Annotated in this window: 11 protein-coding genes and 1 riboswitch; of the genes, 3 read left to right on the top strand and 8 right to left on the bottom strand. The window is 40.9% G+C overall.

Going from position 1 to position 13,205, the window contains the following annotated elements:
- Window positions 1–1,098 (bottom strand): glycine cleavage system aminomethyltransferase GcvT, encoded by a 1,098-nt coding sequence (gcvT, locus tag NIE32_RS10670; RefSeq protein ID WP_253076878.1) that lies wholly within the window; start codon window positions 1,096–1,098, stop codon window positions 1–3.
- Between the two features lie 189 nt (window positions 1,099–1,287).
- A riboswitch (glycine riboswitch) is annotated at window positions 1,288–1,379 on the bottom strand.
- Between the two features lie 219 nt (window positions 1,380–1,598).
- On the opposite strand from gcvT, the gene NIE32_RS10665 reads away from it, so the two are divergent.
- A complete protein-coding gene (locus NIE32_RS10665; RefSeq protein WP_253076877.1) occupies window positions 1,599–3,275 on the top strand; it encodes a DEAD/DEAH box helicase in 1,677 nt (558 codons plus the stop codon).
- Complete coding sequence (locus tag NIE32_RS10660; protein WP_253076876.1) at window positions 3,253–4,056, top strand: YqhG family protein; 804 nt, start codon at window positions 3,253–3,255, stop codon at window positions 4,054–4,056. Before NIE32_RS10665 ends, NIE32_RS10660 begins: the two co-directional genes overlap by 23 nt.
- On the opposite strand, the gene comGB is transcribed toward NIE32_RS10660, so the two are convergent.
- The 6 genes from comGB to NIE32_RS10630 all read right to left on the bottom strand — a co-directional run bounded on the left by comGB (window position 4,043) and on the right by NIE32_RS10630 (window position 10,810).
- Window positions 4,043–5,074, bottom strand: a complete 1,032-nt coding sequence (comGB, locus tag NIE32_RS10655) for a competence type IV pilus assembly protein ComGB (protein WP_253076875.1) — start codon at window positions 5,072–5,074, stop codon at window positions 4,043–4,045. The genes NIE32_RS10660 and comGB overlap by 14 nt on opposite strands.
- On the bottom strand, window positions 5,049–6,140 hold the full coding sequence (gene comGA / locus NIE32_RS10650; protein WP_253076874.1) for a competence type IV pilus ATPase ComGA: 1,092 nt from the start codon (window positions 6,138–6,140) through the stop codon (window positions 5,049–5,051). The genes comGB and comGA overlap by 26 nt, the downstream gene beginning before the upstream one ends.
- Window positions 6,141–6,294: 154 nt before the next feature.
- A complete protein-coding gene (locus NIE32_RS10645) occupies window positions 6,295–6,678 on the bottom strand; it encodes a Spx/MgsR family RNA polymerase-binding regulatory protein (protein ID WP_253076873.1) in 384 nt (127 codons plus the stop codon).
- Window positions 6,679–6,761: 83 nt separating this feature from the next.
- Complete coding sequence (glgD, locus tag NIE32_RS10640; RefSeq protein WP_253076872.1) at window positions 6,762–7,928, bottom strand: glucose-1-phosphate adenylyltransferase subunit GlgD; 1,167 nt, start codon at window positions 7,926–7,928, stop codon at window positions 6,762–6,764.
- A gap of 302 nt (window positions 7,929–8,230) precedes the next feature.
- Window positions 8,231–9,586: a murein hydrolase activator EnvC family protein gene (locus tag NIE32_RS10635; protein ID WP_253076871.1), complete on the bottom strand. Its 1,356-nt coding sequence runs from the start codon at window positions 9,584–9,586 to the stop codon at window positions 8,231–8,233.
- 264 nt (window positions 9,587–9,850) lie between these two features.
- Window positions 9,851–10,810 (bottom strand): D-2-hydroxyacid dehydrogenase, encoded by a 960-nt coding sequence (locus NIE32_RS10630; RefSeq protein WP_253076870.1) that lies wholly within the window; start codon window positions 10,808–10,810, stop codon window positions 9,851–9,853.
- 294 nt (window positions 10,811–11,104) lie between these two features.
- On the opposite strand from NIE32_RS10630, the gene NIE32_RS10625 reads away from it, so the two are divergent.
- Window positions 11,105–12,214 carry an iron-containing alcohol dehydrogenase family protein gene (locus NIE32_RS10625; RefSeq protein ID WP_253076869.1) on the top strand — a complete coding sequence of 370 codons (1,110 nt, stop codon included), beginning with the start codon at window positions 11,105–11,107 and terminating at the stop codon, window positions 12,212–12,214.
- Between the two features lie 213 nt (window positions 12,215–12,427).
- Here NIE32_RS10625 and NIE32_RS10620 read toward each other — a convergent pair whose 3' ends face one another.
- Window positions 12,428–13,195 carry an exodeoxyribonuclease III gene (locus tag NIE32_RS10620; RefSeq protein ID WP_253076868.1) on the bottom strand — a complete coding sequence of 256 codons (768 nt, stop codon included), beginning with the start codon at window positions 13,193–13,195 and terminating at the stop codon, window positions 12,428–12,430.
- Window positions 13,196–13,205: the final 10 nt, after the last annotated feature.

The raw sequence follows: 13,205 nt of genomic DNA, 5'->3' as shown, positions 1-13,205 counted from the left end.
TCAAGCTCTTTTATAGAAAGGGGTTTTGATAACTGTAGCTTTTTTGCGTTTCCCGCGAATATCCACTTCAACTTGTGTGCCAATCTTGGAGTATTCGATATCGATAAGCACTAATCCTAAATTTTTTCCAAGTGTTGGTGATTGCGTCCCAGTTGTTACTTCGCCAACTTTTTTATCATTTACATAGACCCCATAATGGGTACGAGGAATTGCACGATCAATCATTTCGATGCCCACAATTTTCCTTTTCAGACCATCCTGTTTCTGATTTATCAGGACAGTCTTACCAATAAAGTCCGCAGCTTTGTTAAGTTTAACCGCGAACCCAACGCCTGCTTCAAGCGGTGTTATGGTTGAGCTTAATTCTTGACCATATAATGGCAATCGCGCTTCGAATCTCAATGTGTCACGTGCGCCTAGCCCGCAAGGAATCAATCCATCCATTTCGCCTGCATCAAGTAATGCGTTCCACAATACTGGCGCTTGCGCCCATGGGCAGTATATCTCAAAGCCGTCTTCACCAGTATAACCGGTGCGTGAGACAAGGCTTGGTACACCTTGTAGGCGCACCTGATCTGCAAATTTAAAGTGCTCAATACTTTGCAGAGGATAATCGGTGATTTTTTGAACAATAGATAAAGCCTTTGGTCCTTGAACAGCGAGCAATCCAATGCTTTCTGATCGATCTGTTAATTCAATCTCCGCCGGCTTATGTTCGTTAAGCCATTTAAAATCTTTTTCAATATTTGCAGCATTGACAACGAGCTGATAGACATCTTTTTCAAGACAGTAAATCAATAAGTCATCAACAGTCCCACCTGTTTCATAGCACATTGCTGTATAAATAGCATCTCCAGGTTGTGCTTTTGAAACATCATTTGTAACCATTTGTTGCAGAAACTGCTCGGTACCCTTTCCTTTAACTAGGAATTCTCCCATATGCGAGACATCGAAAATGCCTGCAGCGGTTCGAACGGCTTGGTGCTCCGCTTTAATTCCTGAAATTTGCACTGGTAACAAGTATCCGCCAAAGTCAATCAGCTTTGCATCATGGCTTTTGTAAAACTCATACAGCGGCGTTGTTTTCAAATCCGGCATCCCATTCATTCCTCCCGCTAATGCAAATTTAGTTAATTACTCGGTTTATTAATTGAGATGGCATCAAAAAAGGACAGAGGAAGACAACCTAATGTCTTCCTCTGTCCTTATACCTGAAAGTTTATCGCTAAGCGTCCGAGCCCGTTAGCGGTATCCCCTTTGGTAGCCCCGTGGCACTCTCCAGAGGTGCGTCCGTTATGAGTCCCATTTGCCTGAGAGATTCACTGTTCGTTTGCTCCTTCGGCGCCCGCACTTTCCGCGGTCTCTCCCCATAACGTCATTCGCAATCCATTCAATTAATAGCGTTTAACTCCAGACAATCTCGTACATAATAACAGTATATGTTCAGAAAGTAGAACACTTGAAATCCAAAGAAGTCAAATAAATATTCCGAATATTTTTTGACAATTATGGACACCTTCTGACATTGATATCCTACCATTTTCTCAATGATCTTAGCAATACTTTGTTCAGAAATTTAATACGATAAGGTGCACAATATGAAGCCGATAATTCAATTTGACAGAACTTGGTATGATTCATTTTTAAAACATATTGAAGATAATGGACCTTGGGCAAAGTCAGAACTTTTCTCTCTTGCTTATCTTGCAGAAAAAGAACGAATCATTCCCTCTTTTCATGGACTGATTGCGCCTGGACGTCTTCCACAATTAAAACTGCATCCGCATCAGATTGAAACAGCAAGAACGGTCATTGAAGAGATGCATGGAAAAGCGATTTTGGCCGATGAAGTCGGGCTTGGCAAAACGATTGAAGCAGGATTAATTATTAAAGAATACATGATCCGAGGTCTTGTCAAAAAAGTACTAATTCTCGTTCCCGCTTCACTCGTTCTCCAATGGGTGTCTGAATTGAATGCAAAATTCTATATCCCGGCAGTTGCACAACGAAAAGCTTATGTGTGGGAGCACTATGATGTTGTTGTTTCATCAATGGATACGGCAAAACGTGAGCCTCATCGAAGTATCGTCTTGGCACAAGATTACGATTTAATCATAATTGATGAGGCGCATAAACTTAAAAATCACAAAACGAAAAATTACCAGTTTGTTCAAAGCCTCAAAAAAAAATTCTGCCTCTTATTGACTGCGACGCCGATTCAGAATCAGATAAACGAAATCTTTTACCTTGTTTCCTTGTTGAAACCCGGCTACCTCGGGAGTGCCGAGCAATTTGCAAAAAATTATAAATCCGGATTACGCTCAGTCAAAAATGAGCAAAAATTAAAAGCACTCGTCAACCAAGTGATGGTGCGAAATCGTCGTGAGGACACCGGGTTACATTGGCCAAAGCGCATCATTAAATCTTTTGAGATTCCTTTTTCCAAAGCAGAGCAAGACTTTTATTCATCGTTAGACGTACTCAAGCAACACGGTATTGTTCAATCCTTTTCACTTTTGACCCTTCAAAGGGAGGCGTGTAGCTCTAGAGAAGCCGCTTTTGTCACACTGAACAAGATCTATAGAACTACTACTACACCTGTAACAGAGCGACTCTGGCATGATATTTTTGATAAATTAAATGCGATTCAACAGAATGCTAAAGCCGAAAAAGCGGTTGAATTGATAAAACAGATAAACGATAAGGTTATCATTTTTACTGAATATCGTGCCACTCAACTTTATTTACAATGGTATTTAAAAAAGAACGGAATTAGCTCTGTTCCATTCAGCGGCGGCTTTCGGCGCAACAAAAAGGATTGGATGCGCATGCTGTTTCAAAATAACGTACAAGTACTTGTCGCAACAGAAGCTGGCGGCGAAGGGATCAATCTACAGTTTGCATGCCACCTGATCAACTATGACCTTCCCTGGAATCCAATGCGCATCGAACAAAGAATTGGGCGAATTCATCGTCTCGGTCAGGAAAAAGATGTGCATATTTATAATTTTGCGACGCGAGGAACCGTCGAAAGCCACATTCTGAACTTACTTTACAATAAAATTCATTTATTTGAACAAGTGATTGGTGAGTTAGATAAAATATTAACCCATATCGATTTAAATGATGTGGAAAAGCAGGTGTTAACTATTTTCGAGGAATCAGACACCGATGGTGAAATAAAAATTAAGCTTGATAATTTAAGTAGCGTCATCAACTTTGAACAACTCCAATTAAAAGGAGATGAAGATCATGCAGCAGGCGGAAATTCATGACTTTCTTGTACGGTTTTTTTCGAGTTCAGGTTGCAGTATACTTCCTGTTTCGAGTGCGGACCAACTAAAAGTTCAATTAACGAAAGAGATGGACAAAAGATTAATGAACCGTCCCTTTTACTGGCATTATATTGAACAGATCGGAGCTGAACCAGAATTAGCGACGCTCACTTTCAGACTAAACGATAACGATAATGATGGTGAATTTATTCATTTTGGATCGCCGCGTCTCCACCAAATTATGAATACCGTAGAGGAATTGGGTAGATTTATTCGCATGTATCAGATTCTTCCGTCACAATCAGCCCCTGCTCTTGAACCATGGCTAGGACTAAACCTAAAGATCAGTTACCAATGTGACTTGAAAAAAGATTTCATTCGCTCTGTCGGTCTTCAATTGATTAATGGCACACTAATTGAAGGTTTTCAATCAATGCTCAAGAGACTTCAGCTTAATCAGAAAATGCCAGACTACTGTTATACACTTAGCCCACTCATTACGATCAATAGCGGAATTCGCCGTATTGAACGATTCATCGAAGCGGAGTTAAATACTGAACCAACAGATTGGGCGGATCAAGCAAATGAGCGGTGGGAAAAAGATCAACAGTTATTGGACTCTTTTTATGACTATCAGGAACTGAAACCTGAACGCTACACACAAGAAAAAAAAGCGCTTGAAGAACAGTACAAACCGGTCATAAAAGTAAAGTTAATTAACGCAGGTTTATTTTATCTTCAATCCTCAACTTTTCTACCTGATTTAATTAAAGACCGTTAATCATCTGAAAGACAGGTACTAGAACGGAGAGAAACATGATGAGTACAAACCCTCCAACAAGTATGAGCAGTACGGGCTGAAATAGGGAGAGCATTTGTTTTGACTGTTGTTCCATTTTTCGGATCAATCGCGTACTATATTGGCTCAGCGATCGATCAAGGGCACCGTGACGTTCCCCTTGTTTAATCGTTTCCACAAGTTCAGGAAGATAATAGATCGAACGCTTCACGCAGGATACTAATGAGTACCCGCTTCGCAATTGCTTCTCTATTCGTTCTGCTTCACTTCTCAGAAAAGGTGAGGTCCCTTCCTGTGTCAAAATATGCAACGATTGTTTGATGGTCATTCCAGAGCCCAAAAAGCTTCCTAAGTGAAATGAGAATTGGTGGGTATGGTAGAGGCGGATGGCATTTCCAATTATCGGTAGTCGTGAAATCATTTTAACTCGAATCATAAGCGGTTGTTTCTGAAAAAGGAAGAGAATGAAACCAAAGAGTGATCCACTAATTAAGAGTATGAGCAACACGCTTTCTGGGTGATCAGCGATATAGAGGAACATCCTTGTGATGAGTGGAAGATCCAGGGATAATGATCGATAGAGTTGGGTAAAACTCGGTAAAAGAAATCGACCAATGACAAACATGATGGAGAACAGAACCCAAAGGAGAAATAACGGATATCGAGTAAAGCGCCGCATGCGTTCCTTAAAATATTCTCTTCGTTGCAGCATCGTACCTGTTTCCATGAGCGCCGTAGGTAATGTACCACCGGCTTCCGCAAAATATATGGCGTGTACCACTTCTTCTGGAAATCTAAGTGCTCGCAATCCTTCATGAAAGGCTAATCCTGCTCGCATCGCTTGATACATGTACTTCATATCTTCTGCCAACTTCGGTCGTCTATTATAATCTTGAAGTTCAATTGCGGTGCTAAGCGGATAACCATCATGCAAGCAGCGGCCAAGCTCAATTAATAATTGTGCTTGATCTTTCTTAGTCCAGTTTCTTCGAAAAATCATTATGCGCCCTCCTCAAAGTGTCTGCGGCAATCCAACCGCTTTCTACCCCTTCCTCCAAATAATCCTCAATCGTTTTGTAGCTTGTTGAGCGGCGATGCCCAGAATACGTTGCCGAAAGAAGATCATGGAGTGCCATTCCGGCGAGTATTTCGAAAACGCCGGTACGATCAGGATGATGGCGATGTGTACAATGCTGTACACAGACTTGCCCACATTCAGGACATTGAATTGTTACTAAGCGTTCTGCAATTACCGCAACTAACGTTTCCTTCAAATCAAATCGCGGAATGCCAAGTTCAAACATTCTCTGTAACGTAGAAGATGCATTCGATGCGTGAACAGTAGAGAGCACTAAATGTCCACTTAGCGCAGCTCGTACAGCTATTTTTGCCGTTTCCTCATCACGAATTTCGCCGATCATCACAATATCCGGATCATGGCGTAAGATCGCGCGAAACCCTTTTGCATACGTGAAATTTGCTTTCTCATTTACTTCCATCTGAATAAAAGCATCATTTTTCTTTTCAATTGGATCTTCAATTGTGATGACTCGGGCATGATAGCGTCTCTGAAGGGTAGAAAGCAAACTATAGAGCGTGGTTGTTTTACCGGAACCTGTTGGCCCAGAAATGAGGATCAAACCGTTTTCGTACGACATGAGTGCATTCAAACTTCTTTTGGCTTCATCAAATACTGTTAGATCATCGATGGGTACTTCATTCTGTTGGGGTAATAATCGAATCACAAGACTTTCTTTATTTGGGGTTGGAAGTACAGACATCCGTAAGGAGACAGGAAGATGATTAATCAGGGAGACCATGGCACCACTCTGAGGAAGACGATGTTCACCAATATCCATTCCGGACATGAACTTAAAATGATTAATCATTCGTTCGGCCACGGTTGGATTTAAAACTGTACATTCGTAAAGGTAACCGTTAATTCTTAATTCAACTAAAGTGTCGAGGCTTCGAGGGGTAAAATGAATGTCTGATGCACCTGACGTATACGCTTGCTGCAATAATTCGAGGCTTCTGTTCACAACATCATGATCGAATTGATCCACGAAATCACCTGCTTTCATTAGTCCATGAAAACTGGTTATTTCGGAAAAAAGGGCTATTGACTATATTCTACATCGGTCTCTTATTTCCTTCTTTTATTACAATTTTTGTTGCAACACTAGAAAACAGGCATCCGGATCGGATACCTGTTGTCGGTTAACTGATTGATTGTTGTTCTCTTCTTTTCGTATTCATCAGTCTCTGTAAGTCTTCCTGATGAAAACCGACAATAAGTTGTTGTCCATCTGTGATAATTGGTCTCTTCAACAATTTAGGCTCATCGGAAAGAAGCTGAAGAGCTTTGCTCAATGGTAATTCATTGAGGTTCACATCTAACTGTTTATATGTTGCACTTCGTGTTGCAAGTAAATCCTCGATGCCTGATTTCGATAACTTAATCATTTCAAGTAATTCCTTAGCATCCGGCCGATTACGGAATAAATGTCTCTCCTCATAGGTTACATCATGATCTTTCAGCCAGCCCTTTGTTTTCCGGCATGATGTACAACTCGGGTACGTGTAAAAAATTAACTTTCTCATCAGCTTCCCTCCTCAATTTTTTAGCTTTTCAATTGGTTAATTCCCTTGAATCTGTATTTTAAAACTTTTTTTGTTGAAAAAAGTTAAGATCTTGTCGAAAACTCGTCCTTAAAATGTCCATACCCCGCGTTAACTTTTTTATCAAGGACAATGGGATGCTTTTCAGAACCAATCAATTGAGTATGTGGCGCAATATAAGTACCATTATCCAGAATGACGTGCTTGAGATATGCGCCTGAACCAATGATACACCCATCCATTAGGATACTTGATTCAATTTCTGCATCGCGCATCACCTTACTCTTTCGACCAAAAATTGATTCCCTGATCACTCCGTCAATGATGCAGCCATTTGCGACAAGCGATTGCGCCTGTGTAGCATAGTTTCCATAATAGGTAGGGGCTTCATTTTTGATTCTTGTCTCAATTGGGTGATTTCCACATATCAGAGCATTCCGATTCGATTCACTGAGCATATCCATATTCGCTTCATAGTAATCCTGAACAGAATGTATCGTTCGCATGTAACCTGTATATTCAAATCCATTTGTTTCGACATCGGAAACAAACTGATGTAAAGCATCTCTCAAATTGTAAAGTTCATTGCTTGCCATGAAATGGCGCACTAATTTTGTAAAAAGGGAACAACGCATAAAATATATTTCCATATTTGCTAAGATCGGCTGATCATTCTGAGAAGAACATGGTGAGAGAGCATATATTTCGCCGTAACGATTAACCCGAAAACATGTTTTTGACAAAGAATGAATCCTGCTACTCTTTACCGTTTTATAAACGACAGTCAATTCAGCATTCTGTTCCTCATGATGACGGAGAATGGCATGTACATCGAGATTGCATAACGTTCGAGAACCCATTACAATCACGTACTCAGCGCCTGACTTTTCAATAAACTCGAGATTATTATAGTAGATTGGGAGATCTCCTACTGTCATTTCGGACATACTCGGATACGTATCCGGTCCAAAGAAGAACAGCCCACCACTGGTCCCCTCGATATCCCAGTCACTGCCGCTACGTACATGATTATAGAGCGAACGATAGTGTTTATTCGTAAAAACACCGATGGATGCGATACCTGCATGCGTAAGATTTGATAATGGAAAGTCAATCAGTCGATATCTGCCACAAAAGGGCAAACTTGCAATAGGTCGATGTGCAGTAATGGGGGAAATGTGGTGCATTGATTCATTCAAGTTAATGATGCCACAAATTTGCTGATGTTTCATGATAAGTTGCCCCTTTCTGTCCGAATCCAAAAAATCCCATATTTTTGCATTCATTCTATCTGTATGCCTGAGGCAATGAAACAGAACAGTCAGGAGCTCTTTAAAAAGGTTGGTTTTTTCGCTTAAATTCATTTCTCTATTCCAAATCAATTTACATTTATAACAAGAAAAATTGGGCAAAAACCGTCCATTCTTTGATTTTGCATCACTTGCGCTGCGATTGCTCGCTTTATTACTAAGCGAATAGTTTAATACTAAAAAAAGAGCCAGTGTCTCTGGCTCTTCATCTCACCGCTCTTAGATTAGTGAATATAGTTTAATGGATTCACAGCGCCATTATGCGGTGGCGGCGTCCATGGACCAACATAGAGTTCAAAGTGCAAATGTGAGCCCGTAGATTCACCAGTGCTTCCCATTGAGCCAATAACCTGACCCTGAGAGACACTCTGACCGGAAGATACAGAATACGAGCTCATGTGCGCATAAACCGTCGTATAGATCTTCCCACCAATCGAATGTGAGATCATCACAACATTTCCATAACTCGAAGACTGGTAGGCACGGAATACAACACCGTCCGCAGCGGCATGTATTGGTGTTCCTGTACTATTTGCAATATCAATTCCCGGGTGAAATCCATTGTCGAATGATCGATAACCAAATCCTGATGATATATATCCTGCAGCCGGCATGATGAAACTTGCATTGGAATGCTCTGTTGATGTGTCGTTGTTTGATGAAACCGTTTCAGCTGAGGTCTGCTGTTCATTTTGAACGGAGACACTTTTTTGAGTAGATTCACTGTTCGATTTCACTGTTGCGGAAACTTGTTCAATATCAGCCTTTGCCTGTGACCGTGCCTCTGCTTTCTTTTTCGCTTCTCTATCTGCAAGGTCAGCCAATTGTTGCTTGATTATTGATGCTTGAGCACTTAAGATATCGGATTGTTCTCCAGAAGACATGACCGTCTTTTCAATATCAGACGCTTGATCCTTAAGTTGTGCGAGTAAATCTTTTTTATGTGCATGTTCCTGAGCAAGTCCAGTCTTCATCGTTTGAAGATTATGTAACGCATCCGTTGTTTGGACCAAAACTGTCTGAAGCTTCTTCTGCTTTGTCAATTGAGTATGTCGATCATTTTTCTGATCGTTTATGATCTTATTGTCTTGGTCGGTAATCATTTTAAGCGCAAGTAACCGGTCAAGAAAATTTCCGAAACTTTTTGAACCCATGAGCACATCCAAATAACTGACTGCTCCGCCACTGATATATATAGAACGAATCCTACCTCTTAAAAGCGCTCCTCTTACTTTAATACGTCCATCGATCTTCTTAATCTCTTTCTTCAGTGTAGCCATGTCTTGTTGATTTTGATCAACTCTTTGTTTTGTCTGATTAATGCTTTGATTCATCGTTGCGATTTTTTTCTCTGATTCTTTAAGATTACTAATTACTACATCTTGTTTATCTTTATTCTTCGACAGCTTTTTTTTCGAGGAGGCCAAATCATTCTTATTCTCTTGTTGCTTCTTCTGAATCGTATTTAATTTTTCTTTGAGTTGAGACTGGGATTGCGCCAGCACTGTCCCACCATCTATTCCTAAAATCAAGGAGCATGAGAGGCATGTTGCGACCATCACTTTCATTTTTCTTATCAATTCTACCAGACTCCTTATCGTTATCAATCAATCTCTTTCTTCTCCATGCTTTGGGGGTTCCATTTTCAATGAAACTTAATGTAACTATTATACCAACATTTTCTGCGTTCTTTTGACAAATTTAGATTACAAGTTTGTTGCGGATGAAATGAAATGAAATGAATGAAATTTCGCATGGATGATATAAAAAAATGCCTCCGAACGAACGGAGACATGATTTATCCCTTTATGAAAAGCTTTAACTATGAAAATCAAAGATTACGATTAATAGCCAAGTTTTCGGTCTACACTATTTTCAAGTTTTCGATTTAAATAAAAGTTTTCCAGATTTCTCTTAATCAGCGCAGTTCTTTTCTTCGACTTTCCCGGACCAACACCTAATGAGTGAGACGTAATCAAGACATTGGGAAGATCCCAAAGTCTACTCGAGTGAGGCAATGGTTCTTCTGCCGTAACATCGAGGCCAGCACCATCGAGCTTTCCTGACTCAAGTGCATGAATCAGGGCATTTTCATCGACCGTTCCTCCTCGGCCAACATTGATGAACAAAGCCTCTTGTTTCATCGCATGAAATCTGTCGCTATCGAACAAATTTTGGGTTTCTTCAGTTAAAGGAAGCACATTAATCACAAAATCAGATTTACTGAGCACTTCATCCAGATCATTCAGATCAAAGACTGCATCGGCATCTTCTGGTACTTGACGAACCGTTCGTTTCACTGCTAAAACTCGTGTCCCAAAAGCTTTTAAGCGATGTGCGATTTCAGATCCAATATCTCCATAACCAATAATGGCGGCTGTCGCCTCATCAAGTTGGCGGCAATGGCTACTTTCTTTCCATAAATGCTGGTCAGTTTGGCGCACGTGTAAAGGAATCTCTCGGGTAAGTGCAAGAAGAAGTGCCAATGTGTGCTCAGCACCTAAAGTTCCGAAAACGCCGCTTGAATTTGTCAAGACAACATTTTGAGAAAGGTCGGGATGTTTTACGAAATGATTCGCCCCGGCACTTGGCAGTTGCAACCAACGCAAATGAGGCATTGCTCTTAGTAACACATCAGACGGCTCTCCTATATATGCTACGGCATCTTCTAAAGACTCTTCACTAGGCAAATCGTTGTTATTCACGAAGACAAAAGTAAAGATGTCTTTATATTTTTCAACAAGCTGCTCAATTTCTGTCTTCGAAAAAAATTCATCTTCAAATCCAAATACGATTTTCTCCATTGATTTCACCAACCCTTTAAAATGAATAATTGTTTGAATGCCGATCCGTCCATCCCAAAACTGTTGCATATATTCAGTATAGTGAAAATGAATAATTGTATCTAATAAAAGGCATTTACGAAAAATAAGTGCATAATGGATACTTGTTCATGAATCAATGCGCAAATTTTTGCTTGATTGCAAGTTTTTTTTATTGACAGGTTATGGATAAAACGACTACTATATAGTCCACAACTGGTGATTTTGAGCAATCTAAATCATGAGAACCGGTACGTTATGAAGGAGAGAATGTAAATGACCCTGCAACTCGTTTCACGAATCGCCCCACAGGAATATGTCTCAGAGGTGAAGGCATACGACCGCCTAGCCGATGCGCTTAAAGCACGTTTCATCAAGCGCGTACTTTTTCTACATGGTACGAAATCAATGATGAAGGCTGCTCCTTTTCTCCCTGATTTGAAAGAACAGGGCATTGATGTCGTTGATGTCCTCTTCAATGGTGAATGTTCGACTAAAGAAATTCAGCGCATGATCGATTTATTGAAAAGTGAAAAGCTGGACGCAATTATTGGACTCGGTGGCGGCAAAGTCTTAGACACCGCCAAAGCTGCAGGATATAAGGCAGGCACCGTTCCAGTTATTCTTCTTCCGACTATGGCAAGCAACTGTGCTGCCTGGTCCAACCTTTCTGTACTTTATAAGGATAATGGCGAGTGTATTGGGCATCAAATCTACCCACAACAAACCAGTCTTGTCTTGATTGATCCGCGTGTCATTCTCGATTCTCCAATTAATTATTTCATTGCTGGTGTCGCTGATACCATTGCCAAGTGGTATGAATCCGATCTGCTTTTGCAGCAAGCGAATCGAAAAAGCTTAGCGCTTTACTTTGCACGGGAAGCTGCACGACAATGTCTTGAAATACCCCTTCATTCTGCCGAAAAAGCCATTCAGGATATGCGTAATGGTCAGCTTACCGATGACTGGACTCAAGTTATGGAGACAAACGTAATGGCGAGTGGTCTTGTCGCAGGTTTTGGTGACGAATATGGACGTGCCACTGCTGCACATGCCATTCATGACGCGTTGACGATTAGGCCGGAAACGCATCATTTATTGCATGGGATTAAAGTATCCTATGGGATCATGGTTGAACTCATTATTGAGGGAAAAGAAGACGAAATGAAACGATTGTTACCCTTTTATCGAGCACTCCATCTTCCACTATGCCTTGCAGACCTCTCATTGTCAGGAATTTCAGACGGCGAAATTAGAGAAATCGCCGAAGTAGCAACACGACCAAATTCACTTATTCAAATGCATCCAATGAACTGTACGGTTGATACGGTCTATGATGCGATCATCGGGCTGGAAGAATGGGCGAAACAAAATACAGTCAGGTAACGGTAAGAGAAAAAGCGCTGAAGCAAATGCTTCAGCGCTTTTTTTTCAGATAAGAAAGAGTCGTAATCATTTAGTGCGAGTCTGTGAGCCCACGTGGATCACACGCACGGTGTGCGGATGCGAGATGCCCGCGGCGAACGAAGCGCAAGGAATGCAAAATAAGGACTGGACTCCTTTTTCCGGTTTATCTAAAAATCACATCTATTTTGACTCTCATGCATTTTGTAAAGAAAGATCAAGTTCAACCGGACAATGATCGGATCCCACGACTTCCTTAAGAATTTTAACATCGCTGATGCACTTTTCTAATCGCTTGGAGAGCACAAAGTAATCAATGCGCCAGCCAATATTCCGCTGCCTTGCGTTAAATTGAAAGGACCACCAGGAATAGGCACCTTTTTTATCCGGATAGAGGGAACGAAAACTATCAATAAAGCCTTCATCTAGCAATTTACTAAAGTCATTACGTTCTTGAAGGGTAAACCCAGAGTTCTCTCTATTGTTCTTCGGGTACGTAAGATCTATTTCCTGATGGGCGACGTTCAAGTCACCGCAAAAGATGACCGGCTTGTGCTGATCAAGCCCTTTTATGTACTGGGTAAACGCCGCACCCCATTCGAGCCGATAATCAAGTCGGGTCAAATCTCGTTTTGCATTTGGGGTGTACACCGTTATTAAGTAGTAGTTTTCGTATTCAAGCGTAATCAGACGACCTTCCTGATCATGCACTTCAATACCCATTCCATAAGTGACATTTATTGGCTTCTGTTTCGTAAAGATGGCGGTGCCTGAGTAGCCTTTACGCACTGCATCATTCCAATATTGAAAATAACCTGGGCTATCAAATTGCACTTGATCCTGGTGAAGCTTTGTTTCTTGTATGCACAGTGCATCTGCACCCATTTCCTCCATCCATTGATAGACATCCATTTTTCGCTGCAAGGCGCGAAATCCATTCACATTCCACGAAATCAGTTTCATTATATTCTCC

This window comes from Sporolactobacillus kofuensis, assembly GCF_024125425.1.
Taxonomy (GTDB): domain Bacteria; phylum Bacillota; class Bacilli; order Bacillales; family Sporolactobacillaceae; genus Sporolactobacillus; species Sporolactobacillus kofuensis.
This window is presented reverse-complemented; position numbering and strand designations above follow the sequence as displayed.

Excerpts from the sequence above, each read along its gene's own strand:
- gcvT (WP_253076878.1), bottom strand. The coding sequence starts at position 1,098 with ATGCCGGATTTGAAAACAACGCCGCTGTATGAGTTTTACAAAAGCCAT.
- NIE32_RS10665 (WP_253076877.1), top strand. The coding sequence starts at position 1,599 with ATGAAGCCGATAATTCAATTTGACAGAACTTGGTATGATTCATTTTTA.
- NIE32_RS10660 (WP_253076876.1), top strand. The coding sequence starts at position 3,253 with ATGCAGCAGGCGGAAATTCATGACTTTCTTGTACGGTTTTTTTCGAGT.
- comGB (WP_253076875.1), bottom strand. The coding sequence starts at position 5,074 with ATGATTTTTCGAAGAAACTGGACTAAGAAAGATCAAGCACAATTATTA.
- NIE32_RS10645 (WP_253076873.1), bottom strand. The coding sequence starts at position 6,678 with ATGAGAAAGTTAATTTTTTACACGTACCCGAGTTGTACATCATGCCGG.
- glgD (WP_253076872.1), bottom strand. The coding sequence starts at position 7,928 with ATGAAACATCAGCAAATTTGTGGCATCATTAACTTGAATGAATCAATG.
- NIE32_RS10630 (WP_253076870.1), bottom strand. The coding sequence starts at position 10,810 with ATGGAGAAAATCGTATTTGGATTTGAAGATGAATTTTTTTCGAAGACA.
- NIE32_RS10625 (WP_253076869.1), top strand. The coding sequence starts at position 11,105 with ATGACCCTGCAACTCGTTTCACGAATCGCCCCACAGGAATATGTCTCA.
- NIE32_RS10620 (WP_253076868.1), bottom strand. The coding sequence starts at position 13,195 with ATGAAACTGATTTCGTGGAATGTGAATGGATTTCGCGCCTTGCAGCGA.